Source organism: Micromonospora narathiwatensis (assembly GCF_900089605.1).
In the GTDB taxonomy this organism is placed as follows: domain Bacteria; phylum Actinomycetota; class Actinomycetes; order Mycobacteriales; family Micromonosporaceae; genus Micromonospora; species Micromonospora narathiwatensis.
The window spans coordinates 5,497,293-5,523,719 of the sequence record NZ_LT594324.1 but is presented as its reverse complement, the minus strand read 5'-3'; the positions used below and the strand labels follow the sequence as shown (position 1 = coordinate 5,523,719).

General features: G+C 72.2%; 24 protein-coding genes. 9 read left to right on the top strand and 15 right to left on the bottom strand.

Annotated features, from left to right (window positions below; translation table 11 throughout):
• Positions 1–25: 25 nt before the first annotated feature.
• Positions 26–454, bottom strand: coding sequence for a DUF3151 domain-containing protein (locus tag GA0070621_RS24220; protein ID WP_091200068.1), 429 nt, complete (start codon positions 452–454; stop codon positions 26–28).
• Positions 455–738: 284 nt separating this feature from the next.
• On the opposite strand from GA0070621_RS24220, the gene GA0070621_RS24215 reads away from it, so the two are divergent.
• A complete protein-coding gene (locus tag GA0070621_RS24215) occupies positions 739–1,953 on the top strand; it encodes a hypothetical protein (protein WP_091200066.1) in 1,215 nt (404 codons plus the stop codon).
• A 44-nt stretch (positions 1,954–1,997) separates the two neighbouring features.
• Here GA0070621_RS24215 and fbaA read toward each other — a convergent pair whose 3' ends face one another.
• Both fbaA and GA0070621_RS24205 read right to left on the bottom strand, forming a co-directional pair.
• Complete coding sequence (gene fbaA, locus GA0070621_RS24210) at positions 1,998–3,020, bottom strand: class II fructose-bisphosphate aldolase (protein ID WP_091200064.1); 1,023 nt, start codon at positions 3,018–3,020, stop codon at positions 1,998–2,000.
• Positions 3,021–3,152: 132 nt separating this feature from the next.
• Positions 3,153–3,536, bottom strand: a complete 384-nt coding sequence (locus GA0070621_RS24205; protein WP_091200062.1) for a phage holin family protein — start codon at positions 3,534–3,536, stop codon at positions 3,153–3,155.
• Between the two features lie 147 nt (positions 3,537–3,683).
• Between GA0070621_RS24205 and GA0070621_RS24200 the strand changes: the two genes are divergently transcribed.
• Entirely contained in the window at positions 3,684–3,896 is a 213-nt protein-coding gene (locus GA0070621_RS24200; protein WP_091202796.1) for a hypothetical protein, read from the top strand.
• Between the two features lie 73 nt (positions 3,897–3,969).
• On the opposite strand, the gene GA0070621_RS24195 is transcribed toward GA0070621_RS24200, so the two are convergent.
• Positions 3,970–5,022 carry an LCP family protein gene (locus GA0070621_RS24195; protein ID WP_091200060.1) on the bottom strand — a complete coding sequence of 351 codons (1,053 nt, stop codon included), beginning with the start codon at positions 5,020–5,022 and terminating at the stop codon, positions 3,970–3,972.
• Positions 5,022–5,501 carry a SigE family RNA polymerase sigma factor gene (locus GA0070621_RS24190; RefSeq protein ID WP_091200058.1) on the bottom strand — a complete coding sequence of 160 codons (480 nt, stop codon included), beginning with the start codon at positions 5,499–5,501 and terminating at the stop codon, positions 5,022–5,024. Before GA0070621_RS24190 ends, GA0070621_RS24195 begins: the two co-directional genes overlap by 1 nt.
• A gap of 178 nt (positions 5,502–5,679) precedes the next feature.
• Between GA0070621_RS24190 and GA0070621_RS24185 the strand changes: the two genes are divergently transcribed.
• The 6 genes from GA0070621_RS24185 (at position 5,680) to GA0070621_RS24160 (ending at position 15,589) form a co-directional block, all read left to right on the top strand.
• Positions 5,680–7,254, top strand: a complete 1,575-nt coding sequence (locus GA0070621_RS24185) for an LPXTG cell wall anchor domain-containing protein (protein WP_091200056.1) — start codon at positions 5,680–5,682, stop codon at positions 7,252–7,254.
• A gap of 195 nt (positions 7,255–7,449) precedes the next feature.
• A complete protein-coding gene (locus tag GA0070621_RS24180; protein WP_091200054.1) occupies positions 7,450–8,988 on the top strand; it encodes an LPXTG cell wall anchor domain-containing protein in 1,539 nt (512 codons plus the stop codon).
• Between the two features lie 82 nt (positions 8,989–9,070).
• The gene (locus GA0070621_RS24175) at positions 9,071–10,654 is read left to right on the top strand and encodes an LPXTG cell wall anchor domain-containing protein (RefSeq protein WP_091200053.1); all 1,584 of its coding nucleotides are present in this window, start codon (positions 9,071–9,073) and stop codon (positions 10,652–10,654) included.
• Between the two features lie 120 nt (positions 10,655–10,774).
• Entirely contained in the window at positions 10,775–12,211 is a 1,437-nt protein-coding gene (locus GA0070621_RS24170) for a 3' terminal RNA ribose 2'-O-methyltransferase Hen1 (protein WP_091200051.1), read from the top strand.
• A complete protein-coding gene (locus GA0070621_RS24165; RefSeq protein ID WP_091200049.1) occupies positions 12,208–14,724 on the top strand; it encodes a polynucleotide kinase-phosphatase in 2,517 nt (838 codons plus the stop codon). The genes GA0070621_RS24170 and GA0070621_RS24165 overlap by 4 nt, the downstream gene beginning before the upstream one ends.
• Positions 14,725–14,803: 79 nt before the next feature.
• The gene (locus GA0070621_RS24160; RefSeq protein WP_407940359.1) at positions 14,804–15,589 is read left to right on the top strand and encodes a DedA family protein; all 786 of its coding nucleotides are present in this window, start codon (positions 14,804–14,806) and stop codon (positions 15,587–15,589) included.
• A 181-nt stretch (positions 15,590–15,770) separates the two neighbouring features.
• On the opposite strand, the gene GA0070621_RS24155 is transcribed toward GA0070621_RS24160, so the two are convergent.
• From GA0070621_RS24155 to GA0070621_RS24110, 10 genes are all read right to left on the bottom strand, one after another.
• Positions 15,771–16,148, bottom strand: a complete 378-nt coding sequence (locus GA0070621_RS24155; protein WP_007073957.1) for an ArsR/SmtB family transcription factor — start codon at positions 16,146–16,148, stop codon at positions 15,771–15,773.
• Between the two features lie 57 nt (positions 16,149–16,205).
• Positions 16,206–16,745: an orotate phosphoribosyltransferase gene (gene pyrE, locus GA0070621_RS24150; RefSeq protein WP_091200045.1), complete on the bottom strand. Its 540-nt coding sequence runs from the start codon at positions 16,743–16,745 to the stop codon at positions 16,206–16,208.
• A 165-nt stretch (positions 16,746–16,910) separates the two neighbouring features.
• Positions 16,911–17,720, bottom strand: a complete 810-nt coding sequence (locus GA0070621_RS24145) for an SDR family NAD(P)-dependent oxidoreductase (RefSeq protein ID WP_091200043.1) — start codon at positions 17,718–17,720, stop codon at positions 16,911–16,913.
• Positions 17,717–18,574, bottom strand: coding sequence for a hypothetical protein (locus GA0070621_RS31145; RefSeq protein ID WP_167667276.1), 858 nt, complete (start codon positions 18,572–18,574; stop codon positions 17,717–17,719). The genes GA0070621_RS24145 and GA0070621_RS31145 overlap by 4 nt, the downstream gene beginning before the upstream one ends.
• Before the next feature lie 72 nt (positions 18,575–18,646).
• Positions 18,647–19,489: a hypothetical protein gene (locus GA0070621_RS24135; RefSeq protein ID WP_091200041.1), complete on the bottom strand. Its 843-nt coding sequence runs from the start codon at positions 19,487–19,489 to the stop codon at positions 18,647–18,649.
• A gap of 184 nt (positions 19,490–19,673) precedes the next feature.
• Entirely contained in the window at positions 19,674–20,303 is a 630-nt protein-coding gene (locus tag GA0070621_RS24130) for a DUF4178 domain-containing protein (RefSeq protein ID WP_091200038.1), read from the bottom strand.
• Positions 20,304–20,383: 80 nt separating this feature from the next.
• Entirely contained in the window at positions 20,384–21,520 is a 1,137-nt protein-coding gene (locus GA0070621_RS24125; RefSeq protein ID WP_091200036.1) for a chromosomal replication initiator protein DnaA, read from the bottom strand.
• A 69-nt stretch (positions 21,521–21,589) separates the two neighbouring features.
• The gene (locus tag GA0070621_RS24120; RefSeq protein ID WP_091200034.1) at positions 21,590–21,967 is read right to left on the bottom strand and encodes a hypothetical protein; all 378 of its coding nucleotides are present in this window, start codon (positions 21,965–21,967) and stop codon (positions 21,590–21,592) included.
• Between the two features lie 94 nt (positions 21,968–22,061).
• A complete protein-coding gene (clpB, locus tag GA0070621_RS24115) occupies positions 22,062–24,653 on the bottom strand; it encodes an ATP-dependent chaperone ClpB (RefSeq protein WP_091200032.1) in 2,592 nt (863 codons plus the stop codon).
• Between the two features lie 139 nt (positions 24,654–24,792).
• Complete coding sequence (locus GA0070621_RS24110) at positions 24,793–25,893, bottom strand: beta propeller repeat protein (RefSeq protein WP_157740038.1); 1,101 nt, start codon at positions 25,891–25,893, stop codon at positions 24,793–24,795.
• Between the two features lie 31 nt (positions 25,894–25,924).
• Here GA0070621_RS24110 and GA0070621_RS24105 point away from each other — a divergent pair, with 31 nt between their 5' ends.
• Positions 25,925–26,425: a cation:proton antiporter regulatory subunit gene (locus tag GA0070621_RS24105; protein WP_091202795.1), complete on the top strand. Its 501-nt coding sequence runs from the start codon at positions 25,925–25,927 to the stop codon at positions 26,423–26,425.
• The last annotated feature ends 2 nt before the right edge of the window (positions 26,426–26,427 follow it).

Below are 26,427 nucleotides of genomic sequence, written 5' to 3'. Positions count from 1 at the left end.
TGGCCGGACCGGCCGTCGACGCGGGTCAGTGGCTGGCCAGGGCGTCCGCGGCAGCCGGATCGCAGTCGCGGAGGAACTGGGCGCAGCGGGCCGCCTCGTCCGCCTCGCCGATCTCGCCCGCGGCCCGGGAGAGCACGTAGAGGCAGCCGAGGAAACCCCGGTTGGGCTCGTGCGACCAGGGCACCGGACCGTGTCCCTTCCAGCCGCTGCGGCGCAGCTGGTCCAGGCCCCGGTGGTAACCGGTACGCGCGTACGCGTACGCCGGGACGACCTGGCCCACGGCGAGCGCCCGGACCCCGAGTGCCGCCCAGGCCGCACTGTGGCTGGGGAAGCGGGCCGCGACCTCGGCGTACGCCTCGTCGGTGTCCTGCTCGGCGGCGGCGTCCAGCGCGGCGTCGGCCTCCTCGTGCGCGGGCAGGAGGGTGGCCGGTGGCTCAGGCAACAGGTTCTGCATCGCCCCATTCAACCCGCTTCGCGCCCGACTACGCGAGAGGGTCCGGCGAGCCGGTCGGCTGAACGGCTGAGGGTTTCGTCACGCCTGCGGTGCCGGTGCAGGTACCGGCGGCCCATGCCATGCGGCGATTTTTTCCACTACAACTACAGGTCCGGAGCCTCCCCAGGACCCGGTTACGCAGGAGCCCGGTGGCCTGGCCGCCGGGCTCCTGTCCGTCCCGCCGGGGTTGGCCGGGTCCGGGCCGCCGGGTTGGCCGGGTTGCCGGGCCGGGGCAGGATGATCTCGTGCCGACCCCACCTCCCGCGGACGTCATCGAGCCGCACGAGACCAGCACCAACGAGATCGAGACCCGGGCCGCGTTCGACCGGCGGCTCGCCGAGGGGAGCCTCGCCGGCCTGACCGTGCAGGGCCTGCGCCTCGACCTCGATCCGGTCCCCGACCTGCGCGGCGTCGAGGTGGCCGGGACCCTCTTCGTGGGCTGCCGGTTCGCCGGCCGGGAGGTCGGCGCGGACCTGGTCCGGCGTGGCGCGAACGTGGTCCCGCCCTTCTCCGGGCTGCCCTACCCGACCCAGCCGGCCCATCTCTACAGCGCGGACGACCTGGCCGCGGGCTTCGCGGAGGCGGGGTTCGCCGGGATGTACGACACCCGGGTGTACGCGCACTTCCGCGCGCACGGCGGCGCGCTGCCGGACGTCCGGGAGGCGCTCGGCCAGCGGCTGCACGACCACGGGGTGGACAACGCACTGGCCGACGCCACCCGGACCTGGCTCGCGGTGCACGGGCCGCAGTCCGTGGTGGGCGTGATGGGCGGGCACGCGGTAGGGCGCGGCAGCGTCGCGTACCGGATGGCGGCGGTGCTGGGCTGGGAGCTGGCACGGGCCGAACGGCTGGTGGTGACCGGCGGCGGGCCCGGCGTGATGGAGGCGGCCAACCTGGGCGCGTTCCTCGCGGCCTGGCCGGCGGAGGAGCTGACCGCGGCCATCGACCTGCTCGCGACCGCGCCCGACTTCACCGACCACGACCGCTACACGGAGGTGGCGCTGCGGATCCGCGAGCGGTATTCGGCCGGGCCGGGGCTGCCCGCGCCGCGCCCGGCGGCGGCCGGCACGGAGTGGGCCCGCTCGGGTGGGCTGGCCATCCCCACCTGGCTGTACGGGCACGAGCCGGCGAACCTCTTCGCCGGGCGGATCGCCAAGTACTTCTCGAACGCGATCCGGGAGGACACCATCCTCCGGCTGGCCCGGGGCGGGATCGTCTTCGCGCCCGGCCGGGCCGGGACCGTGCAGGAGGTGTTCCAGGCGGCCACCAAGACCTACTACGGCACGGACGGCGCGAGCGGGGCGTACGTCTTCCTGGACCGGGCGTACTGGACCACGGAACTGCCGGTCGAGTCGCTGCTGCGCCCGCTGCTGGCCGCGTCCCCGTTCGGCGACCTGTCGAGCACCGTGCACCTGACCGACGACGTGCACGAGGCGGTCCGGCTGCTGACCGGGCGCTGAGGTGGAGGGGCCCCTTGTCGACAAGGGGCCCCTCCACTTCGGCATCACTTCATCTTGGTGCCCGTGGAGCGCAGGGCCTCGCAGGCCTCGACGACCCGGGCGGCCATGCCGGCCTCGGCGGCCTTGCCCCAGACGCGCGGGTCGTACATCTTCTTGTTGCCGACCTCGCCGTCGACCTTCAGCACGCCGTCGTAGTTGCGGAACATGTGGTCCGCCACCGGCCGGGTGAAGCAGTACTGGGTGTCGGTGTCGATGTTCATCTTCACCACGCCGTAGTCAAGCGCCTCGCGGATCTCCGACAGCAGCGAGCCGGAACCGCCGTGGAAGACCAGGCTGAGCGGCTTCTCCTTGCCGTACTTGGCGCCGACCGCCACCTGGATGTCGTGCAGCACCGAGGGGCGGAGCTTGACGTTGCCCGGCTTGTAGACGCCGTGCACGTTGCCGAAGGTCAGCGCCGCCATGTAGCGGCCCTTCTCGCCCAGGCCGAGCGCGTCGACCATGGCCAGGCCGTCCTCGACGGTGGTGTAGAGCTTCTCGTTGATGGCGTTCTCGACGCCGTCCTCCTCGCCACCCACGACGCCGACCTCGATCTCAAGGACGATCTTGCCCTTGGCGGCCTCGGTGAGGAGCTGCTCGGCGATCTCCAGGTTCTCCGCCACCGGCACGGCCGAGCCGTCCCACATGTGCGACTGGAACAGCGGCTCCTCGCCGCGCTGCACCCGCTCCTGGGAGATGGCCATCAGCGGCCGGACGAACTTGTCCAGCTTGTCCTTCGGGCAGTGGTCGGTGTGCAGCGCGATGTTCACCGGGTAGTTCTTCGCCACCTCGTGGGCGTACTTCGCGAACGCGACCGAACCGGCGACCATGTCCTTGACCGACGGTCCGGACAGGTACTCCGCGCCACCGGTGGAGACCTGGATGATGCCGTCGCTCTCCGCGTCGGCGAAGCCCTTGAGCGCCGCGTTCAGCGTCTGCGAGGAGGTCACGTTGATCGCGGGGTACGCGTACCGGCCGGCCTTGGCCCGGTCCAGCATCTCCGCGTAAGCCTCGGGGGAAGCGATGGGCATGTCGAACGCTCCTTACTTACCGCTCTCGGCCGTGCAGGCCGCTGTCTTCCTTGGTGCGCCGGACCGCGCTGTCCACCGCGGGAAGTATCCCGTAGAAGGCGGCGACGGGCACAACCGACCCGGGAACGGGGCTCACCGCGCCTCCCGCCGATCCGGCACCACGACGCTCATCAGCCAGCTCACCACGGCCACCACGATGGCCCCCCAGAACGCGGCCCAGAACCCGTCGACGTGGAACGGCTGGTGCAGTTCCTGGGCGATCCAGTTGGTGAGCAGGAACAGCAGGGCGTTGACCACGAGCGCGAAGAGACCGAGGGTGAGCAGGTAGAACACGCAGCCGAGCACCCTGATGACCGGCTTGAGCACCGCGTTGACCACGCCGAAGATGAGCGCCACCACGAGCAGGGTGAGCGCCGTGTCCGTAGCGTTGCGGCCGGTCACCTCCACTCCGGGCACGATCAGGGTGGTGATCCACAGCGCGATCGCGGTGATCGCCAGTCGGATCAGGAAGCCCACCCCACCATCCTGGCACCGGGTACCCCGCGGGGAGGGACAATCCGCCGACTCCGGGATCCACGCCGTTGGGCCCGGCACCGAGCGGGGACCGGAGCCAGCCCGTACGGTGTGGTGGTGACCGTCCGTACCGAGATCCAGGGAGGGACGATGGGTCAGCCCGACGAGGACTTCGCCCCGAGCGACCACCTCGCTCCGGAGGAACGGGACCTGGAGGCGGAACCGGCCGACGCCGTCGAGCAGGCGGCGGTGGTCCAACCCGAGGACGGCGAGGGCGAGCCGCACCGCGGCCTGGAGGTCGACGACTGGGACGCGATCGAACAGGCCCGGGTGGTCGCCACCAACGAGGACGACTACCGCTGACACCCGGCGGCCGGCACACCGCCGGGGCCGTGCCGCGTCGGCGCCGCCCGGCGGACCACGCCAGGCGCGCCGGTCAGCGGATCGGGGTGACCCGGTCCGGGTGCGCCGCCGCCCACTCGGCCAGCCGATCCTCCCGCAACGCGGCCAGGAAGGCCGGGGCGGCCCTCGGATCCGCGTGCAGCCGCCCGTTGGAGCCCTCCGTCAGCTCGACCGGCAGGCTGAGCCCGACCGGCTCGACCGAGGTCAACTCCGGGACGACCCGCAGCAGGTCCAGCACCGATCCGCCGGCCACGGTCAGGTCCGGGCCCACCGCGGCGACGATGCGGGAGAGTTGCACCGGGTCGCCCAACACATCCTTCGCTCTGGCCCGGCGGACCAGGCCGGCCGCGAACCGCTGGGCGTTACGGTCCCGGTCCAGACCTCCGTCGGGCAGCCCTCGCCGCTGTCGCAGCAGGTCGACGGAGGCGGACCCGTCGAGGCGCTGGCAGCCGGCCGGGTACGCCCGGCGGGTGTGCGAGGACCTGATCTGCTGCGGCAGGCAGACCTCCACCCCGCCCAGCGCGTCGGTCACCTTCCGCAGCACCGGGTACGTCAGCACGGCGCCGGCGTCGACGGGTACGCCGATCAGGTCGACGACCGCCCGACGGGTCAGGTCGTAGCCCTTGCTCTGGTCGGGCGGGTCGTAGCCCGCACCGTACGCGAAGGCCGCGTTGAGCTTGTCCCGGTGCAGCCCGGGGATGGCGACCTCCAGGTCGCGCGGGAGCGAGACCAGATACGGCCGGCTGCGGTCGGCCGGGAGGTGCACGAGCAGCACCGAGTCGGCCAGCGGGGGACGCTGCGTCGACGTCGAGTCGACACCGAGCAGCAGCACGTTCAGCGCGCCGGTCGGGGTCGGCGGCGCCGGCTCACCGAGCAGGGTCGCGGGTGCCGGCTGGTGCGGCACGAACGCCGTGAAGCCGGCCGTGGCGGCGGCGACCAGCAACAGCGCCGTACCACCGAGCCGGAGCCGGAAACGGCGGCGCCGGCGGCGGACCGCGGCCCGCTCGATGGCTACGCGGACCGGGCCGATGGGCGGGGTCAGCGCCTCCAGCCGCGCGAAGGCGGCCCGCAGGTCGTTTTCGATCATCAGCAGACCTCCATGTACTCGGCTCGCAGGGTGGCCAGCGCCCGGGAGATGCAGGAGCGGACCGTGCCGACGGCGCAGCCGAGAATCTCCGCGATCTCGGCGTCGGGCAGGTCCTCGTAGTAGCGGAGCACCAACGCGGCGCGCTGTCGGCGGGGCAGCCGGGACAGCCAGGACCACAGCTCGTCCCGGTCCACCGCGGACTGGGCGTGGTCGGTCGGCACGGGCACCTCGTCCGGTTCACCACGGAGCAGCACCCGCCGCGCCCACGAGCCGCGCCGCCAGTCGACGTACTGGTTGGTGAGCATCCGGCGGACGTACCGCTCCGGCACGTCGCTCCGGGCCACCCGCCGCCAGTTCAGCTGGACCCGCACCATGGTCTCCTGCACCAGGTCCTGCGCCTGGTGCGGATCCCCGGTCAGCATGACCGCGTACCGCAGCAGGGCGCCCAGCCGTGCGTCGGCGAACTCCTCGTACGTCACTGCACCTCCCGGTGTCCCGCCCTGTTGACGGGCTGGGGACAACCGAAGATTGCACGACCGGACGATCAGCTTTTCAGCCGGTTCGACACGCCGACCAGGCAACCGGGACTGCGGAGCGGCTTAAGGCTTCTTTAAGCTGCACGCGCTCCACCTGAATCCCACGGGAGGAACCCAAAACATGCTCAGCAACTCCACCCGGCGCTGGCTCGCCGGGTTGGGCGTCGCAGGCGCGTTCGTCGCCGCCTCCGCCACCCCCGCTCTCGCCGAGAAGTCGCAGGTCAAGCTCGGCTGGTACTTCAACGACAGCACGGTCGCCACCGGCACCGCCGGCAAGGTCGAAGACGGCATCATCTACGCCTCGGCCCCGGTCCTGCTGCACGACCTCACCGTCCGGTACGACTTCAGCGACCTGGCTGGAAAGATCGACGTCACGGCCTACGAGGACACCATCGGCGAGTGCACCAGCCCGTCGAAGCACGTGCTGCTCTGCACCTCGATGTGGGAGGTCGGTGTCGAGGAGTGGGGTCTGGCCGGCATCTTCCCGGTCCAGCTCACCCCGACCGACACGGCGAAGGACGGCGACAGCGGCAAGCTCAAGATGACGGTGAGCGCCGCCGGCATCGACGCGATCGCGCACGAGTCGACCGTCCGGGTCGGCGAGGGCGTCGACCTGGCCGCCGGTGCACCGACCGAACTCTCGCTGGCCCCCGGGAAGAGCTTCACCGCGCCGCTCAGCGTCACCAACGCGGGCGGCACCACCGCCAAGGGTGCCACCGTCGTCTTCTACAACGACTACGGCCTCAACGCCGGCAAGCGCTTCAGCAACTGCACGTACGTCGGCAACGAGCTGCGTACCTGCCAGTTCAAGGAGGACCTGCCGGCCGGCACCACCTTCAGCGCGACGCTTCCGTACGTTCTCGGTGCGGACAGCTTCGCCCCTGGTCTCAAGTACGGCGAAGTCGTCTGGATGACCCCGGCCGAGTTCGAGGACTTCCAGCGCTACATCAACCACTTCGAGGCGACCATCGGTAAGCCGGGCACCGACGGCGAGCTGACCCTGGCCGAGGCCAGCGCCAAGATGAGCAAGGCGGTCCAGGCGGACACCCAGCCGGACAACAACTCGTCCCACCTCGCGGTGAAGGTCACCGGCAAGAACAGCACCGACCTCGAGGCGCTCGGCGCCACGCTGACCGGCAAGGTCGGTGACCTGGTGAAGGCGACCGTCGGGGTCCGCAACAACGGCCCGGCGACGCTCGACTACAACCGGGCCGGCAGTTCCATCACCTACATGGCGCTCGACGTGCCCAAGGGCACGACCGCGGTGGAGGTACCGCAGAGCTGCGCGCCGGTGAACGGCGACAAGTGGGGCGAGCCGGGCGAGCCGGGGGCGCGTCACTACCGCTGCTACTTCGACCCCTTCCTCAAGGCCGGCGACACCGCCACCCGTGACTTCACGCTCCGCATCGACAAGGTGATCGCGAACGCGACCGGGATCGTCAAGATCAACGTCCCGTGCCAGTGCGACGGCGGTTTCTACCGGGACCTGAAGCCGGCCAACGACACCGCGAAGCTCGTGGTGAACCCCGCCGCTGGCGGCGGCAACGACGGCGGCCAGGGCGGCGGTGACGGCGGGACCCTGCCGATCACCGGTTCCTCCACCGGCCTGATCGCCGGCATCGGCGCCCTGCTGCTGGCGGCCGGCGCGGGCGGCTACGTGATCGCCCGCCGTCGCAAGACCCGGTTCGTCGCCTGATCGGTACGACACCACCCGACGCCCCGTCGACCGGCACCGGTCGGCGGGGCGTCGTCGTTGCGCCAAGTCGTCCGAAAGATGATCAACCTTTCAGCCGGTTCGACACGCCGACCAGGCAACCGGGACAGCGGAGCGGCTTAAGGCTTCTCTAAGCTGCACGCGCTCCACCTGAATCCCACGGGAGGAACCCAAAACATGCTCAGCAACTCCACCCGGCGCTGGCTCGCCGGGTTGGGCGTCGCAGGCGCGTTCGTCGCCGCCTCCGCCACCCCCGCCGCCGCCGCACCGCCCGCGAACGACGTGCTGCTCTACGCGAACAACGCGCTCGTGGCTCCTGGCGGTGAGGCCCGGAACGTCACCCTGCTCGCCTACGCCGAGGCCCTGCCCAAGAAGCTGACGCTCACCATTGACCGCACCGCCGTCCAGGGCTTCGCCTCGGTCACCCTGACCGACCGCCTGACCGGCTGCAAGGAGGCCGGCGCGGTCATCACCTGTGCCCTCGATGACGAGAACGTCATCGACTACGTCGTCGACCTGACCGTCAAGGCCGACGACAAGGCCGAGGTCGGCGCGAAGGGCGATGTCGTACTGAGCCTTGCCGGCGACGGCCGGAAGGCGACCACCCGCGCAACTGTCGAGATCGGCGAGGGCGTCGACCTCGCGGCGGGGCCTGACATCACCGCGGCGGGCGCTCCGGGCACCACCATCGCGGCTCCGATCACGGTCGCGAACATCGGCGACACGACCAGCCACGGCACGGTGCTCCTGCTGGCGACCATGGAGGCCCTCGCCCCCGCCAAGCGTCACAGCAACTGCTCCTACCTCGACGGCTTCGGGTCGCACTTCGCGCAGTGCACCTTCGACGATGACATCGCCCCGGGCACCGGGATGCGGCTGGACGGCTCGTCCGGGCTGCGGATCGCCCCGGACGCCTGGGCCCCGGGCCAGCTGTTCGGCTTCGCGTCGTGGTACGCCAAGGGCGACTGGGAGGAGATCGAGACCGAGCTGAAGGAGGTGGACGGCTGGCAGCAGGGCACCGGTGCCCCGCTGAAGCTGGTCCCCGCGTCGAACGCGCAGGTGCAGGCACTGCGGCAGACCGACAAGGACACCACCAACAACGGCACCGGCATCGAGGTGGAGGTGACCGGCGAGCAGCGGGCCGACGTGGCCGCGATCGGCGCCGAACTGCCGGGCACCGTGGGCCGGACGGTCCAGGCCAAGGTCGGCTTCGTGAACAACGGCCCGGCCATGACCAACTCGTACTCGCCGGGCGGTGAGATCGTGACCATCGCGCAGGTCTCCGTCCCCGCCGGCGCCACGGTCGTAACCGCCCCGGTCGAGTGCTCCGACGACATCGAGGGCGGGCCGAGCAAGCCGGGCGCCAAGGTCTACTTCTGCGAGTGGTTCGAAACCCTGCACAAGGGCGACAAGGCCCTCTTCGAGTTCGGCCTGCGGATCGACAAGGTCGACGCCGCGCCGGGCTCGGTGAAGCTGATCCACTTCGACCTGGAGAGCCACGGCCCGGTGGCCGACCTCAACCCGCGCAACGACACCGCTGCCCTGGTCATCAAGGGCAACGGCGGCCAGGGCGGCGGTGACGGCGGTGACGGCGGCACGCTGCCGATCACCGGTTCCTCCACCGGCCTGATCGCCGGCATCGGCGCCCTGCTGCTGGCGGCCGGCGCGGGCGGCTACGTGATCGCCCGCCGTCGCAAGACCCGGTTCGTCGCCTGATCGGTACGACACCACCCGACGCCCCGTCGACCGGCACCGGTCGGCGGGGCGTCGCGGCATCCATCCCACAGGAGGACCCCACATGCTCAGGAACTCCGCCCGGCGCTGGCTCGCCGGGTTGGGCGTCGCAGGCGCGTTCGTCGCCGCCTCCGCCACCCCCGCCTTCGCGGCTGACCCCACCCCCAGCATCGCCGACGTCAAGGGCGCCCAGGGCTTCTCGCTGTATGCGAACCCCGTCATCGTCGCCCCCGGCGGACCGGAGAAGTGGATCTCGCTGTACTCGCTGGTGAACGAGCCATTCACCGACTACACCGTCAAGGTGGATCGCAGCGACGTCGACGGCTTCGCTGAGGTGCGGATGCCGGTGGGTCAGGGCTCCTGCAGCGAGGAGGGCGCCGTCCTCACCTGCGTGAAGAAGGTCGACCCGAAGCCGAGCCTCAGCCTGCTCACCCTCCCCGTGCTGCCTCGGGAGACCGCCAAGGCGGGGCAGGAAGGCACGCTGAAGTACACGGTCACCACGCAGAACGCCGGGACGGCCAGCTACGAGTCCACCATCACCGTCGGCGAGGGCGTCGACCTGACCGCCGAGCCCTTGCTTCACCTGAACGGCAGCCCGGGCAGCACTGTGCGGGCGGCGCTCGAGGTGGGCAACCAGGGTCAGACTCACGTCCACGGAGCCGTCCTCTTCTTCTACGGCTCGTACGAGCTGGCCCCGTCCAGGCGGTACCAGAACTGCGAGTACTTCGCGAACAGTTTCGCCACGAACGTCTACGCCTGCAAGCTCGACGGCACAGTGACGGCGGGCGGCAGCGCAAAGCTGGACGACTCGTTCGCCTTCGCCATCCCTGGTGACGCCTGGGCCCCGAACAAGGTCAACGGCTCCGCCATCTGGATGACCCCGGCCGACTGGGACGCGTTCCGGGCCCAGATGCCCGGCCTCGGAGAGAGCACCAGGGGCGACGACGGTGTCCTCACGCTCACGTCGTCGGCTCCCTCCCGCACCATGAGCCGCCTGCTCAAGGAACAGACCGACGTCGACCCGACCAACAACGAGACGTGGATTCAGCTCACCGTGCAGGGTGACCAGCAGGCCGATGTGGCGGCCGACGGCGCCACCGTGCGCGGAGAGGTCGGCGAGAGCATCCCGGTCACGGTCGGCTTCACCAACAACGGCCCGGCAGCGATCAACGCCGGTGGCGAGCAAGGCCGCTACACCGTGGTGCTGGTCACCCTGCCCGAGGGCACCACGGCGACGAAGGCCCCGGAGCAGTGCACCGCCGGCAAGGCCGATGCTGCCGTCTACGCCTGCTACCTGCCTGAAGTGGTGGGCCGCGGCAAGAAGGCCGAGTTCCCGTTCACCCTGCGTATCGACAAGGCCGGCACCCTCACCGGCGAGGTCCAGCTGCTCCACAACGACGCGCACGACGACGGATTGCAGGACCTGAACCCGGCCAACGACCTCGCCAAGATCGTCGTAACCGCAGCGGGCGGCCAGGGCGACGCCGGTGGCGGTGGCGGTGGCGATGGCCACGGCGGCGACGGCGGCACGCTGCCGATCACCGGTAGCTCCACCGGCCTGATCGCCGGCGTCGGCGCCCTGCTCCTCACGGCCGGCGTGGGCGGCTACGTGGTGGCCCGCCGCCGCAAGACGCGCTTCGTCGCCTGACCCCAGGCGCACTGCGCAACCACGGCGCCCCGCCGACCACCCGGTCGGCGGGGCACCGTCCTACCCGGGACATCCCGAACGATCCGAAACCAGATCGACACCCCTGAGAACATCAAGAACGTGCTGCTGACCCTGACCACGACCCACCGCCCCGCGACCGACCTCGGCCACCTCCTCGTCAAGCACCCGGACCGCGTGCAGAGCTTCGACCTGCCGGCGGGCACCGCGCACGTGCTCTACCCCGAGGCGGACGAGCAGCGGTGCACGGCGGCCCTGCTGGTCGAGATCGATCCGCTCAGGCTGGGCGGCGGTCAGGGTCGCAGGCAGGTGCCCACCCCGGACGCCTTCACCCTCGGCCGGTACGTCAACGACCGCCCGTACGCCGCGTCCAGCCTGCTCTCCTCCGCGCTCGCCAAGGTGTTCCGGTCGGCGCTGCGCGGCGAGTCCCGCGACCGGCCGGAGCTGGCCGCCACCCCGATCCCGCTGGAGGTACGGGTGCCGGTGCTGCGCTGCCGGGGCGGCGCCGAGCTGGCCGTACGGGTCTTCGCCCCGCTCGGCTGGACGGTGACCGCCACCCCGATCCCGCTCGACGAGACGTACCCGGAGTGGGGCGACAGCCGCTACGTCGACCTGACGCTCACCGGCGAGCTGCGGGTCGCCGACGCGCTCAACCACCTGTACGTGCTGCTGCCCGTGCTGGACGACGCCAAGCACTACTGGGTGGCGCCGGACGAGGTGGACAAGCTGCTCCGGGCCGGTGCCGGCTGGCTGGCCGAGCACCCCGAGCGGTCCCTGATCACCCGCCGCTACCTGGCGCACCGCCGGGCCCTCGCGGGTGAGGCGCTGGCCCGCCTCGCCGAGCTGCGGCTGGCCGACGAGGCACCCGCCGACGACAGCGTCAACCCGGCGGAACCGGCTGAGGAGGCGGACCAGAAGCGCGCCTCACTGGCCGTACGCCGGCGCGAGGCGGTGCTGGCCGCGCTGCGCGACAGCGGGGCGTCCCGGGTGCTGGACCTGGGCTGCGGGGCCGGGGCGCTGCTCGCCGCGCTGGTCGCCGACCGGCGGTTCACCGAGATCGTCGGCACCGACGTGTCGAGTCAGGCGCTCACCCTGGCCGCCCGGCGGCTACGGCTGGACCGGCTGCCGGAACGGCAGCGGGACCGGATCAGGCTGTGGCAGTCGGCGCTGACCTACCGGGACGACCGGCTGCGCGGCTACGACGCGGCGGTGCTCATGGAGGTGATCGAGCACGTCGACCCGCCGCGCCTGCCGGCGCTGGAGGACGCGGTGTTCGGGCACGCCCGGGCCGGCACGGTCGTGGTGACCACCCCGAACGCCGAGTACAACGTCCGCTACGAGGGGCTGGGCGCGGGCCGGTTCCGGCACGCCGACCACCGGTTCGAGTGGACCCGGGCCGAGTTCGCCGCCTGGGTCGAGCGTGTGTCGGCGACCCACGGCTACACCGCCACGATCGTCGGGGTCGGCGACGACGACCCCGAGCTGGGCAACCCCACGCAGCTCGCCGTGCTGACCCGGAAGGAGGAGACCGGCGCATGACCATCCTGGACATTCCCGAGCTGGCCCTGGTGGCGCTGGTCGGCGTCTCCGGCTCCGGCAAGTCCACCTTCGCCCGGCGGCACTTCCGGCCCAGCCAGGTGCTCTCCTCGGACACCTTCCGGGGGATGGTGGCCGACGACGAGAACGACCAGTCCGCCTCCGGCGACGCGTTCGACGCGCTGCACCACGTCGCCGGGCTGCGGCTGCGCCGGGGCCGGCTCACCGTGGTCGACGCGACCAACCTCCAGCCGCACGCCCGGGCCGCCCTGGTGAGGGTGGCCCGCGAGCACGACGTGCTGCCGGTGGCGATCGTGCTGGACGTGCCGGAGGCGCTGGCCTGGGAGCGTACGCGGGGCCGGGCCGACCGGACGCACGGCCGCCAGGTGCTCACCCGGATGCGGCGGGACCTGCGGCAGTCGTACGGGCGGCTGGCCCGGGAGGGCTTCCGCAAGGTGCACGTACTGCGCGGGGTCGAGGAGATCGACACCGCCGAGATCCGCTACGAGAAGCTGTTCAACGACCGGCGCGAGCTGACCGGGCCGTTCGACATCATCGGCGACGTGCACGGCTGCCGGGAGGAACTGGAGGCGCTGCTGCTCCGGCTGGGCTACGCGCTGGCCCACGACGACGCGGGCCGCCCGGTGGACGCGGTGCACCCCGCCGGGCGTACCCCGGTCTTCGTGGGTGACCTGGTGGACCGCGGCCCGGACTCCCCCGGGGTGCTCCGCCTGGTGATGGGCATGGTGGCGGCCGGCCACGCGATCTGCGTGCCGGGCAACCACGAGCAGAAGCTGCTGCGCAAGCTGCGCGGCCGGGACGTGCGGCTGACCCACGGCCTGGCCGAGACGATGGCCCAGCTGGAGTCGGAGCCGGCGGGGTTCGTCGCGGACGTGGCGACCTTCGTCGACGGCCTGGTCAGCCACTACGTGCTGGACGGCGGCCGGCTGGTGGTCGCGCACGCCGGGCTGAAGGAGACGTACCAGGGCCGGGCGTCCGGCCGGGTCCGCGCCTTCGCGCTGTTCGGCGAGACCACCGGCGAGACCGACGAGTACGGCCTGCCGGTGCGCTACCCGTGGGCGCGCGACTACCGGGGCTCGGCCATGGTCGTGTATGGGCACACCCCCACCCCGGAGCCGGAGTGGGTGAACAACACCATCTGCATCGACACCGGCTGCGTCTTCGGCGGCCGGCTCACCGCGCTGCGGTACCCGGAGAAGGAGCTGGTCTCCGTCCCGGCGGCGAAGGAGTGGTACGCCCCGGCCCGCCCGCTGGTCCCGCCCGCGCCGGCCCGCCCGGACAGCGTGCTGGACCTGGCCGACGTCACCGGGCGGCGGCACCTCACCCACGCGTACGGGTCGCTGACCGTGCCGGCGGAGAACGCCGCCGCCGCGCTGGAGGTGATGAGCCGGTACGCGGTCGACCCGGATCGGCTGGTCTGGCTGCCGCCGACCATGGCGCCCTGCTCGACGTCGACGGTCGACGGGTTCCTGGAGCACCCGGCGGAGGCGTTCGCGGACCACCGCTCGGCCGGTGTCGAGCGGGTGGTCTGCGAGGAGAAGCACATGGGCTCGCGGGCCGTGGTGCTGGTGGAGCGGGAGCCGGGGCGGTTCGCCGGCGGAGCGGCGTACACCCGTACCGGCCGACCGTTCTTCGGTCCGCCGCTCGACGACGAGCTGCTGGCCCGGGTTCGCGCGGCGGTCACGTCGGCCGGGCTCTGGGCCGAGCTGGGCACCGACTGGCTGCTGCTCGACTGCGAGCTGCTCCCCTGGTCGGCGAAGGCGGGCAGCCTGATCCGCGAGCAGTACGCCGGCGTGGGTGCCGCCGGCCGGGCCGCCCTGCCGGCGGCGCTCGCCACGCTCGACGCCGCCGCCGGCCGGGGACTGCCGATCGGGGAGCTGCGCGGCCGGCTCGCCGACCGGGCGTCCGAGATCGAGGCGTACTCGGCGGCGTACCGGGCGTACGTCGGGCCGACCGACGGGCTGCGCGGGGTGACGCTGGCGCCGTTCGCCGTGCTGGCCGGGGCCGGGGCCAGCTACGCCGACCGGGACCACGGCTGGCACCTGGCCCTGGCCGACCGGCTCTACGCGGCGGACCCGGAGTTCTTCACGCCGACCCGCCGGCAGGTGGTCGACCTGTCCGACGAGGCGGCGGTGGCGGCGGCGACCGACTGGTGGCTGGCGCTTACCGCGACCGGCGGTGAGGGCATGGTGGTCAAGCCGTACGCCGGGCTCGCCGCCCGCTCGCCGAAGGGCGCGCTGCTCCAGCCGGGCATCAAGTGCCGGGGCCGGGAGTACCTGCGGATCATCTACGGTCCCGGGTACACCGAGCCGGGTCAGCTCGCCGCGCTGCGCCGGCGCTCGCTGGGGCGCAAGCGCGGGCTGGCCCTGCGCGAGCACGGCCTCGGCCTGGCCGCACTGGACGCCCTGGCCGAGGACGCCCCGCTCTGGCGGCGGCACGAGCTGGTCTTCGCGGTCCTCGCCTGCGAGTCCGAGCCGGTCGACCCCCGGCTGTGACCGGTACGCCCGGTCCGGCGCGATGCCGGACCGGGCTTGGGTACCCTTTGTGGCCGTGGACACAGCAGAGAAGACGCGGATGTTCTCCGAGAGCATCGCCCTGAACCCGCTCGATCCGAAGGACCTGATCCACACTTTCGGGTTGATCGGCGTCTGGGTGATCCTCTTCGCCGAGACCGGCCTGCTGGTCGGCTTCTTCTTCCCGGGCGACTCGCTGCTCTTCCTGGCCGGGGTGGCCGCCTCGCCGGTGGCGGACGCGATCTTCGGTGCCGGCACCCGGCTGAACCTGATCGCGCTGCTGATCGGCGGACCGCTCTGCGCGATCGCCGGCGCCCAGCTCGGGCACTGGTTCGGCGCCCGGTACGGCCGGCGGATGTTCGACAAGCCCAACTCCCGTCTCTTCAAGCGGGAGTACGTGGAGAAGGCCGAGTACTACTTCCAGAAGTTCGGCCCGGCGAAGGCCGTCGTGCTGGCCCGCTTCATCCCGATCGTGCGGACCTTCCTCAACCCGGTCGCCGGCGTGCTCGGCATGCCGGCCCGGCAGTTCTTCCTCTGGAACGTGATCGGCGCGATCCTCTGGGTGGACGGCATCCTGCTGATCGGGTACCTGCTGGCCGACCAGATCTACAACGCGATCGGCGACAAGATCGACCGGTACATCCTGCCGGTGGTCGCCCTGATCATCGTGATCTCGGTACTGCCGATCTTCTTCGAGTTCCTCCGCGACCGGCGGGCACGCAAGCGCGGCGAGGCGGTCGCGGTGGTCGCCGCGGCCAGCGCGGCCGGCGCCGCCGACGCGATCCGGCGCGAGGTCGGGGACGACGACGACCCGCGGCACGGCCAGCGCGGCCAGCACCGCCGCTGATCGAACGGCTGCGCCGATGGCCGGCCCCCTGGTGGGGGCCGGCCATCGGCAACAACCTGTCTACCTGCGGGTGGTACGGAGACGGGCAGCCGTCACCGTCGGATGGTGGCGCCACCCCTGGCACGCCACCAGTTGCCGCGCCTTATTGACGCGGCCACCCCGGACTCAGCAACGTCCGGTTTCAGCGGGCCTTCTTGGTGGCCCGCTTCCGCGGCGGGGTGAGCAGATCCGCGATCGTGGCGATCGCGGTCGGCACCAGCCGGTAGTACGCCCAGACACCGCGCTTCTCCCGCTCCAGCAAGCCGGCCTCGGTGAGGATACGCAGGTGGTGACTGACCGTCGGCTGGGAGAGGCCGAGCGGTGCGGTGAGGTCACACACGCACGCCTCTCCCTCGGGTGCCGACTGGATCAGACTGAGCAGCCGCAGCCGGGCAGGGTCGGCAAGGGCCTTCAGCACCCCCGCGAGCCGCTCGGCATCGGCACGTTCGATCGGCTCGCCGGCGAGCGGCGAGATCTGAGGCATGGTCATTTCAGCCAACGCAGTTCCCACGTATTCCATCCTTCCACCAGCAGCATCGATCCGCCTGCATATCAGCAAATCCGAATCGGCAAACTTTTACGCCACAAGGCCGAGGTCAGCCAACGTATAGGCCGCCCGATACGGCAGTCCGGCGGCTCGTACCGCGTCGCCAGCGCCTCGATCAACAATAACCGCAACCCCGACCACCTCGGCCCCGGCCTCACGCAACGCCTCGACCGCGGCCAACACACTGCCGCCGGTGGTCGAGGTGTCCTCAACCGCCAGGACCCGGCGACCTGCCACGTCCGGCCCCTCGATACGCCGTTGGAGACCGTGCGCCTTGCCCGCCTTGCGGACCACGAACGCGTCCAGCGGCCGGTCGGTCTCGGCCGCAGCGTGCAACATCGCCACCGCGACGGGATCGGCCCCGAGGGTCAGCCCACCGACCGCGTCGTATGCCCAATCGGCGGTGAGATCACACATCACCCGTCCGACCAACGGTGCCGCCCGGTGATGGAGCGTGACGCGACGCAGGTCGACGTACCAGTCCGCCTCACGGCCCGATGAGAGCACCACGCGCCCGTGGACCACAGCCAGGTCGGTGATGAATTTACGCAGGTCGTCGTGGTCCCCCATGGCGATAGAGGGTACTGCGCAACTCTGGGAGGCGTCTGTCGGGTCCTCCCGGGTCAGCCCTGCGGGCGACCGAAGGGTGGCGATGTCCGGCTACGCTGTGCGACCGTCCATCCGGGTCACGGGTGCCGATCCCGTCGCCAGGACACCCACCCGACCGCCCCGAGGTCAGTCGCCACCGCGCGCGACCCGCCCCCTGGTGTCCCGGGAGACGCCGCGCAGCAGCCGTCTCGGCGCGTGCCGCAGGCCCGCCACGGCCAACTTGTACTTCCAGCTCGGCACACTGACCAGTTTGCCTTTTCGCAGGTCACGCAGCCCTTCGTCGACCACGTCGTCGGCCCGTAGCCACATCCAGCCCGGCGTGCGCGACATGTTGATGCCGGCCCGCTCGTGGTAGCCGGTACGGGTGTAGCCGGGGCACAGCGCCATCACCCGCACGCCCAGCGGCGCCACCGACTGACCGATCGATTCACTGAAATTCGTGACCCACGCCTTGCTGGCTGAGTACGTCGACCCCGGCATCGGCACGCCGAACCCGGCGACGGAAGAGACATTTATCACTGCCCCCTTGCCTCGCCGGACCATCGGGCCCAGCGCGGCATGGGTCAACCTCAGCACCGCCTGCACGTTCAGCCGGAGCAGCTGGACCTCGTCCTCGACGGCCGACCGGACGAACGGGGTGTTGAGGCTGCTCCCGGCGTTGTTCACCAGCATTTCGACCGGCGGCTCGGCGGCGAGCCGGCGCTCGACCACCGAACAGCCGTCGTCGGTGGACAGATCGGCGGAGATGGTCTCCATCCGGCGGTCGTACCGGTCGGCCAGGTGGGCGGCGGTGGCGTCGAGCCGGCCGGCGTCCCGGGCCACCAGAATCAGGTCCCACCCGTCCGCGGCGAGCCGGCGGGCGAACGCCTCGCCGATGCCGAGGCTGGCACCGGTGATCAACGCGCGGCGCGGGGAGGTGTGGGACTCGTCGGTCACGCGCGCTCCTCGGGGGGTGGGGTCTGTCCGGGCGGGGCCGACGCGGGCGGAGGGTTGCCCGGCGATCCGGGCGGCGGCGCCCAGGGCGACGGGGACCCGTAGGACTGTGGAGTCGAACCCGACGGCGGGCCGGATGCCGGCGGAATCGAACCCGACGGCGGGCCGTAGGACGGCGGCGCCGAGGAAGCGGACGGCGGGCCGTAGACCGGGCCGGCTCCGGGGCTGGTCTGCCCGGTCGGGGGCATGTGGCCCGTCGGAGGCATCGGGCCGGCGGGCGGCGCGACGGGGGCGGTACGACGGAAGAAGGCACCGGCTGCGGGGAGGGCCAGCAGTACGGCGGCCACCAGATACCCGAGGACCTGCGCCACCGACACGGCCGCGTTCAACGGGATCCACCAGCCCGGGTACGCGTCTCCGACGAGGCCGAGCAGATCGGCGGTGACCTGCTCGTCGGCACCGAGGCGAAGCGGAGCAGCCCGCTGACCGACCAGTACCGCCAGGCCACAGCAGCCGCAGAACAGGCCCAGCCCGGACACGGCCCAGGTGGCCACGCGGGCGCCGGGCCGGCCGGAGAGCAGGCCGAGGGTGAGCCCGACGAGCAGCAGCGCCATGAGTACGCCGATCACGGCCGCCAACATGGTGGAGGCTCGCAGCAGCGACACCACTGTGTCGATCTCGCCGATGCTGGCTCCGGTCCCGGGCGCCGCCGCGCGGAACCGGTCCACCGTGCCACCCGTGACCAGCAGGTTGGCGACCGCGTACGCCACGGCGCCGGCCGCCATCAGCAGCAGCACCGCCGCTGCCGAGACGACCGTCCCCGGGCGGCGGGACGGTGCCTGAACGGGATACGACACGACAGATCCCTCCGGTAGGCGTCGGCTTGCAACCTACTCGGAGGGATCGTCGGCGTCGCTGTTATCGGAGCGTCAACTTCCCGAGGGTGCCTCGGGTTCGCGGCGCTCGCCGGGCTCCGGCGACGGCCCCGGCTGACCCGGCTGGTCCGGCTGGCCGAACTGGCCCGGCTGACCAGGCTGGCCCGGCTGACCAGTGGCCGGCGGATAGCCAGGAGCCGGCGGCTGGCCCGGGGCCGGCGGGTAGCCCGGGGCCGGCGGGTAGCCCGGGGCCGGCGGGTAGCCCGGGGCCGGCGGGTAGCCCGGCACCGACGGGTAGCCGGGGTAGGTGCCACCGGGCACCGGGGGCTCCCAGGCCGGCTGCGGCTTGCGGAAGAACTCGTTCGACGCGGGCAGGGCCAGCAGGATCAGGGCAGCCAGCAGGGCCAGCAGGGCCAGCAGGCTGAGCGCGGTGGAGAGCGGGAGGTACCAGGACGGCAGCGCGTCCTCCAACCGGCGCTGGATCTCCTGGCTGCTCGGCATGTTGCCGCCGGTCGAGCCGCCGCTGGTCAGGCTGCCGCCCACGGTGTTCGCCAGGCCGCCGCCGGTGCAGCACAACAGGATGCCGCCCAGCACCCAGGTGGTGATCCGGGCGCCGTTCTTCCCCCGGTTGTTCAACAAGGCGAGGACGACGAGCCCGATCGCGAGCAGCAGCGAAATCACGGCCCCGGCGATGCCGACCGCGTAGGCGAAATCGCTCGCCTGCTCGGCGGCGGTGCCCCGGTAGGCGTCCCGCAGCACGTCCCGAATCGTGCCGATGGTGGACAACGTCAGGATCAGACTCACCACCTGGATGGCGGCGACGAGGATGAGCAACCAACTGGACATCGTCACCACGCCCGGGCGGGCGCGGGGCGGCGTCCCCGAGGCATCGACCATGATTCTCCTTCCCTAGATCACACGACCACCGTAACCAGCGCAGGCCAGGTGAGCACGGCACGAGAGCCGGAACCGCCGCGCGCTCCGACGGAGGAGACACCGGTGGGCCACCGTTCCCGCAACACGTGGACACTCTGCCGGTCCGGTCAGTGGCCGCGCCACTCCGCGCGGGCATACGCGCGGCTCAGGCCACCTGCTCCGGGCCGCCCTGCGGGTGGATCGACACCTCGGCGCGATGCAGCCTCTCACCGAGCGCCACCGCCCAGCCGGTCTCCCCGTACGCCTCGAAGGAGAGCCGGGCCCCGCCGGGCGCCTGGTAGTCGTGGTAGCGCATGGTGCCGCGCGGATCGAGGCCGGTGCCCTCGGTGGCGGTGTAGCGGGCCTGGCCGGACTCGTCCCAGGTGTACTGGCGGCCGGCGACGCCCAGAGTGGGGGCGCCCGGGGTGACGGTGGCCGACGGCTCTCCGGTCCAGAGCACCAACTCCAGGTCCGGGTCCTCCTGGACGGAGAGCCAGCGCTTGACCCCACCCGTGTCGTCGAGCAGGTGCTCGGCCCAGCTCCAACCGCCCTCGACCAGGTGAATCGACCCGCGGATGGTGTACGGGACCTGGCGAATCTCCACGACGTCGCCAGGCTTGAGCCGGCGCGGGTCGCCGCCCAGGGCGTCGGCGTCCCGTTCCCGGAGCGATGCACCGGCGGTGCGCGAGCGTGGCCCGGAGCGGGCCTTACGCAACGCCACCACGGCGATCACCACGCCGGCCACGCCGACCGGGCACCCCAGCGCCGCCACCAGGTACGCCATCGAACCGTTCACGACCGCCTCCCCACGTGCGTCGGCGGAGACGTTAACAACCCTGGCCACCTCGCCAAACAGCTCATCCGCTGAGTCGACGATCAGCCAATGGACGTACCGCCACCCGGGTTGGCGGACGGCCCGCCAGCGTCCGGGGCGGCATCGTCCCTGCCCGGCACCCCGGCGTCCGCCCCGGCCGGCTTGCCGACGTCGTCCCCGGCCGGCACCGCGGACGGGCCGGCACCAGGCGCGGGTGCCGACAGGCCGGCGCCCGGCGGGGCCGCCCACGGGCTGGCATTCGGGGCGGGTGCCGACGGGCCGGCGCCCGGCGGGACCGCCCACGGGCCGGCGTCCGGAATGGCGGCCGACAGGCCGGCGCCCGGCGCGGGTGCCCACGGGCCGCCCTGCTGGGCGGGTGCCCACGGGCCGGCGGGTGGGTAGGCCAGGTGCAGGCCCGGGTCAGGGCAGACCGGGTAGCCCGGCGGGGACGGCATGGCGGCCGGTGGATAACCCGCTGCGGGGTAGCCCGACGGGTAGGCAGCGGGGTAGCCCGACGGGTAGTAGGCCGCTGCGGGGTGGCCCGGCCAGTAGCCGTACGGAACCGGTGGCAGGGCGGCCGACGCGGGACGGAAATAGCGGCCGGAATCGGGAAGCAACAGCAGCACCATGACCGCCAACGTGAGCGCCAGCACCAGCGCCACGCCGATGCCGCCGAACGCGAAGATCGCCTCCGGGTCCCCCTGGTCGTAGAGGGCGTCGAGAAACCTCGACTGCTCCCAGTCGGCGCCGCCGGGCCCGGAGTCGAGGGCGGGGTCGTAGCCGGAATCGTCTATTCCGGAAGCCAGCATGAGCGGGATCAACAGCAGGCCGCCGCAGCCCTGCGCGAGGCAGAGCAGCAGTTGCGCCCCGGCGGCGACGAAGACCAGGATGCGGGCGGGATTGCTGCCACTGCGCAGGGGCAACGCGGTGGCGGCGAGCCAGGCCGCCAGCAGCAGCGCGGGGACACCGAGGGTGGTCGTCGCGAAGATGTTGCCCGAGCGCTCGTCCGACACCTCCACCGGATCGGCGTCCGGGACCCGCCGCAGCGCCTCGTCGATCTGGGCGTTGTAGCGCACGGCCGCGAAGACCACGAGGCCGACCACGGCGAGCAGGACGGCGACGGTCGCGATCTGCAACCAGAAGGCGACCGTGACGACGGCGGGCCTTGTGGGCCGGGCGGCGACGGCGGGGGAGGTCATGGCTGGCAAGGTACGGGCTGCCCGCCATCGCCGACAGAGCCGATCGGATCGGCCTCCGTACCGAGTGGATCACCCGTCGGCGAGCCGCTCCGCGGCGTACGCACCGAGCGTGGTCTGGTCCATCAGGCAGCCGGTGAACGTGGTGAGTTCCCCGTCATCGGCGCGCAACCGGCTCCAGGCCACCCGACCGGCCGCCGGGTCGACGGTGTCCAGCAGCGCGGCGGCGTACGCCTTTCCGGCCGGTGAGCCGTGCTCAAGCAGCCAGTCGACCTGCTGCCGGGCCTCCGGCGGATGTTCGTCCAGCGCCCGTTCCACCTGCTGGTACGCCTCCGTCGACGGCAGCAGGGTGCCCGCGATCCCCACCCCGCCGAAGGCGAGCGTGTCCGCCGAGGCCAACTCCCGGACGTTCGCGTCCAACTCGCGTTCCCATTTCCCGATCCCCACCATGCCCCATTCTTTCCCCACCGGCGCCCGCGCCGGTACCCGAGACGCACCGGCCGGATCCGCCGAGGCGGATCCGGCCGGGGTGGGCGGGAGTCTGTCAGCCTGCCGTGACGGTGAGGGCCTCCTTGGTGTCGGCCAGGTCCACCCGCACCGTGTCGCCGTCCCGGATCTGGCCGGCGAGCAGGGCCTTGGCGAGTTGGTCGCCGATCGCCGACTGCACCAGCCGTCGCAACGGGCGGGCACCGTAGATCGGGTCGTACCCGTGCTCGGCGAGCCACATCCGGGCCGCGTCGGTGATGACCAGCGCCAACCGACGATCGGCGAGACGCCTGCGCATCCGGTCGAGCTGGATGTCGACGATGGCCCGCAGGTCGTCGCCCTGGAGGGCGGCGAACACCACGATGTCGTCGAGGCGGTTGAGGAACTCCGGCTTGAAGTGCGACCGGACCACCGCGAGGACGCCCTCCCGGCGCTCCTCCTCGGTCAGCGTCAGCTCGCTGATCACCGACGAGCCCAGGTTCGAGGTGAGGATCAGGATCGCGTTGCGGAAGTCCACCGTACGGCCCTGACCGTCGGTGAGCCGACCGTCGTCGAGCACCTGGAGCAGCACGTCGAAGACGTCCGGGTGGGCCTTCTCCACCTCGTCCAGCAGCACCACCGAGTACGGCCGGCGGCGCACCGCCTCGGTGAGCTGGCCGCCCTCCTCGTAGCCGACGTAGCCGGGCGGGGCGCCGACCAGGCGGGCCACGGAGTGCTTCTCGCCGTACTCGCTCATGTCGATGCGGACCATGGCCCGCTCGTCGTCGAAGAGGAACTCGGCGAGCGCCTTGGCCAGCTCGGTCTTGCCGACCCCGGTCGGTCCGAGGAAGAGGAAGCTGCCGGTCGGGCGGTCCGGGTCGGCGACGCCGGCCCGGGCGCGGCGGACCGCGTCGGAGACCGCGGCGACCGCCTCGGACTGGCCGACCACGCGGGCCCCCAGCGACTCCTCCATCCGGAGCAGCTTGGCCGTCTCGCCCTCCAGCAACCGGCCGGCGGGAATGCCGGTCCAGGAGGCGACCACGGCGGCGATGTCGTCCGCGCCGACCTCCTCCTTGAGCATCGCGCCGTCGGCCTGGAGCCGGGAAAGCTCCTCCTCGGCCTGCTTCAGCTCGGTCTTGAGCGCGGGGATCCGGCCGTACCGCAGCTCGGCGGCGCGTTCCAGCTCGCCGTCGCGCTCGGCCCGCTCGGCCTCGCCGCCGAGCCGCTCCAGCTCCTCCTTCGCGGTGGAGAGCTTGGTGATGTGGCTCTTCTCCAGTTGCCAGCGCTCGGAGAGCACGGTGAGCTGCTCGCGCTTGTCGGCCAGCTCCTTGCGCAGCCGCTCCAGCCGCTCGGCGGAGGCGGCGTCCGGCTCCTTGGCCAGCGCCATCTCCTCGATCTCCAGCCGGCGCACGGCGCGCTCGATCTCGTCCACCTCGACCGGACGGGAGTCGATCTCCATCCGGAGCCGGGACGCGGACTCGTCGACCAGGTCGATCGCCTTGTCCGGCAGGAACCGGTCGGTGATGTAGCGGTCGGAGAGGGCGGCGGCGGCGACCAGCGCGGCGTCGGTGATCCGTACGCCGTGGTGCACCTCGTAGCGCTCCTTGAGGCCGCGCAGGATGCCGATGGTGTCCTCGATGGTCGGCTCGCCGACCAGCACCGGCTGGAAGCGGCGCTCCAGCGCCGGGTCCTTCTCGATGTGCTCGCGGTATTCGTCCAGCGTGGTCGCGCCGACCATCCGCAGTTCGCCACGGGCCAGCATCGGCTTGAGCATGTTGCCGGCGTCCATCGAGCCCTCGCCCTTGCCGGCGCCCACGACGGTGTGCAACTCGTCGAGGAAGGTGATGACCTGGCCGTTGGAGTTCTTGATCTCCTCCAGCACCGACTTCAGCCGCTCCTCGAACTGGCCGCGGTACTGCGCGCCGGCCACCATCGCGCCGAGGTCGAGTGAGACCAGTTTCTTGTCGCGCAGCGACTCGGGCACGTCACCGGCGACGATCCGCTGGGCCAGGCCCTCGACGATGGCGGTCTTGCCGACGCCCGGCTCACCGATCAGCACCGGGTTGTTCTTGGTACGCCGGGACAGCACCTGGATCACTCGGCGGATCTCGGAATCCCGGCCGATGACCGGGTCGATCTTTCCCTCGCGGGCGCTGGCGGTCAGGTCCACGCCGTACTTGGCGAGGGCCTGGTAGGTCTGCTCCGGGTCGGCCGTGGTGACCCGACGGTCCCCACCCCGTACGGTCGGGAAGGCGGCGACCAGGTTCTCCTCGGTGGCGCCGGCGTTCCTGAGCGCGACGGAGACCGCACCGCCCACCCGGGCCAGCCCGGCGAGCAGGTGCTCCGTCGAGGTGTACTCGTCGCCGAGCGGCCGGGCGATCTGCTCGGCGGCGCCGATGGCGTTGACGAACTCGCGGGCCAGCGTGGGCTCGGCGAGGCTGGAGCCGTGCGCGGCGGGCAGGGCGTCGACCGAGCGCTGGGCGACCCGGCGCAGCTCGGCGGGATCGGCCCCGACGGCGCGCAGCAGGCCGGCGGCGGTCGAACCCTCGGTGTCCAGCAGCGACAGCAGCAGGTGCCAGGGCTCCACGGTGGCGTGGCCGCGCTGGTTCGCCAGCGCGACGGCACCCGTGATGCTCTCGCGGCTCTTGGTGGTGAGGCGTTCCGTGTTCATGGGCTCCCCCGGATCGGCGTGTCCACTAGGAGCGACACAACCAGAGTTGAGCCTATTCCGCTCAACTCCAACGGTGTGAGCTGGATCACTTCATCGGCGGCGCCCGGGACGAGCGCGACACCCCAGCCGCCGGGGGCCGTCAGTCGCCGACCAGGGCCACCCTGATCCACCGGCGGGCGCCGACCGGGCCGACGGCGAGCACGATCTCGTCCGGTGCCCGGGCCACGAGGGTCCCGTCGTCGAGCAGATAGAGATAGTGCTCGGGGCCGACCGGCCAGTTCACCCGCTCGTACCTGCCGTCCACCACCACGCCCACGCCGTCCGGTCCGGTCACCGCCACCCGCCCGTCGCCCACCGGGGCCGCCGAGCGCATCTCGTCCGGGTGGCCGGCGGCCCGCACCAGCTCCCAGTTGCCCCGGTACTGCCAGAGCGCCGGAAAGCCCGTCCGGTCCGGGCGCTCCCCGATCAGCCAGACCTCGCCGCCGGGCGCCGGCATCACCCGCAGCACCCCCACCTCGCCGTCGGGTGCCGGCACCGGGCTCCGCTGCCAGGTCCGCCCCTGGTCCGTCGAGAGCGCGGCGTACGGCCGTCCGTCGGTCGCGCCGGCCGCCACCAGCAGGTCCCCGGCCTCGCGCACCGTGTTCACGGTCGGCAGGTCGGGCTGGGCCGGCAACGGGCGCAGCCGGCGACCGTCCCAGCGGGCCACCCGGCCACTGTCCTGGGTCAGCTGGAACCGGCCGTCGGCACCGACCAGCACCGGCGGCCGCGCGACTCCCGGGTAGTGGGTGAAGGTGACGCCGTCGTCGGTCGAGGCGTACCAGCCGAACGGTTCGGCGGCCAGCACGAGCAGCCCCTTCGGGGCGTAGAGCTGCTGGTCCTCGGCGACCGACCGGGGGTGCCGCAACGGCTTCCAGGACCGGCCGCCGTCCTGGGTGGCGAAGAGCAGCGCCGGGCAGTCCCGGCCGGGTGGCCGGCCGTCGCAGGTGGCGAAGAGGGCGTACGCCTGCTCGGCGTCGACGAACTCGATGAACGGCGGGTCGTACCGGTCGGGTACGGCGACCCGGACGAGGCGGGCCTCGTGGACGTCGGCGACCGGCGGCCGGGCCGACGCGGTGACGACCGGCCCGGGCGACGCGGAGGTCCGGTCCGGCGGCGGACGCCGGACGTCCCCGATCGAACAGGCCGCCAGAACCGGCACCATCAGCAACAGTGCCACCACGCAGCCCGGTCGCCGGTTCACCACACCTCCAACGCAGGGTAGCCTCGCCCGCGTGCGAGTACGTGTTGAACAGACTGCCTTACCGGGGATCGGCATGCGTCACGATCTGGTGACGGAATCCGGCCGCCGGCTCGGCGTGGTCTCCCACCGCAACGGCCGTCGTGACCTGGTTCTCTACGATCCGGACGATCCAGACTCCTGCCAGGCCGACATACCACTGACCGACGACGAGGCGGAGGCGCTCGCCGACATCCTCGGCGCGTCCCTGATGCTCAGCCAGCTCTCCGGGCTGCGCGAGCAGGCCGCCGGGCTGCTCACCGAGCAGATCGCCATCCCGGCCGGCACCAAGTACGTCAACCGGCAACTGGGCGACACCCAGGCACGTACCCGCACCGGCGCATCCATCGTCGCCGTGCTGCGCCAGGGCGAGGTGAACGTCTCGCCCGACCCCACCTTCCGCTTCGCCGCAGGTGACGTGGTGGTCGTGGTCGGAACCCGGCAGGGTCTCGACGGGGTCAGCGCAATCCTTGCCGAAGCCGACCCGGACGGCTGAGG

Excerpts from the sequence above, each read along its gene's own strand:
- GA0070621_RS24195 (WP_091200060.1), bottom strand. The coding sequence starts at position 5,022 with ATGATCGAAAACGACCTGCGGGCCGCCTTCGCGCGGCTGGAGGCGCTG.
- GA0070621_RS24120 (WP_091200034.1), bottom strand. The coding sequence starts at position 21,967 with ATGGTGGGGATCGGGAAATGGGAACGCGAGTTGGACGCGAACGTCCGG.
- pyrE (WP_091200045.1), bottom strand. The coding sequence starts at position 16,745 with ATGGGGGACCACGACGACCTGCGTAAATTCATCACCGACCTGGCTGTG.
- GA0070621_RS24220 (WP_091200068.1), bottom strand. The coding sequence starts at position 454 with ATGCAGAACCTGTTGCCTGAGCCACCGGCCACCCTCCTGCCCGCGCAC.
- GA0070621_RS24200 (WP_091202796.1), top strand. The coding sequence starts at position 3,684 with ATGGGTCAGCCCGACGAGGACTTCGCCCCGAGCGACCACCTCGCTCCG.
- GA0070621_RS24155 (WP_007073957.1), bottom strand. The coding sequence starts at position 16,148 with ATGGAATACGTGGGAACTGCGTTGGCTGAAATGACCATGCCTCAGATC.
- GA0070621_RS24175 (WP_091200053.1), top strand. The coding sequence starts at position 9,071 with ATGCTCAGGAACTCCGCCCGGCGCTGGCTCGCCGGGTTGGGCGTCGCA.
- fbaA (WP_091200064.1), bottom strand. The coding sequence starts at position 3,020 with ATGCCCATCGCTTCCCCCGAGGCTTACGCGGAGATGCTGGACCGGGCC.
- clpB (WP_091200032.1), bottom strand. The coding sequence starts at position 24,653 with ATGAACACGGAACGCCTCACCACCAAGAGCCGCGAGAGCATCACGGGT.
- GA0070621_RS24165 (WP_091200049.1), top strand. The coding sequence starts at position 12,208 with ATGACCATCCTGGACATTCCCGAGCTGGCCCTGGTGGCGCTGGTCGGC.
- GA0070621_RS24180 (WP_091200054.1), top strand. The coding sequence starts at position 7,450 with ATGCTCAGCAACTCCACCCGGCGCTGGCTCGCCGGGTTGGGCGTCGCA.
- GA0070621_RS24185 (WP_091200056.1), top strand. The coding sequence starts at position 5,680 with ATGCTCAGCAACTCCACCCGGCGCTGGCTCGCCGGGTTGGGCGTCGCA.
- GA0070621_RS24160 (WP_407940359.1), top strand. The coding sequence starts at position 14,804 with ATGTTCTCCGAGAGCATCGCCCTGAACCCGCTCGATCCGAAGGACCTG.
- GA0070621_RS24125 (WP_091200036.1), bottom strand. The coding sequence starts at position 21,520 with ATGACCTCCCCCGCCGTCGCCGCCCGGCCCACAAGGCCCGCCGTCGTC.
- GA0070621_RS24135 (WP_091200041.1), bottom strand. The coding sequence starts at position 19,489 with ATGGTCGATGCCTCGGGGACGCCGCCCCGCGCCCGCCCGGGCGTGGTG.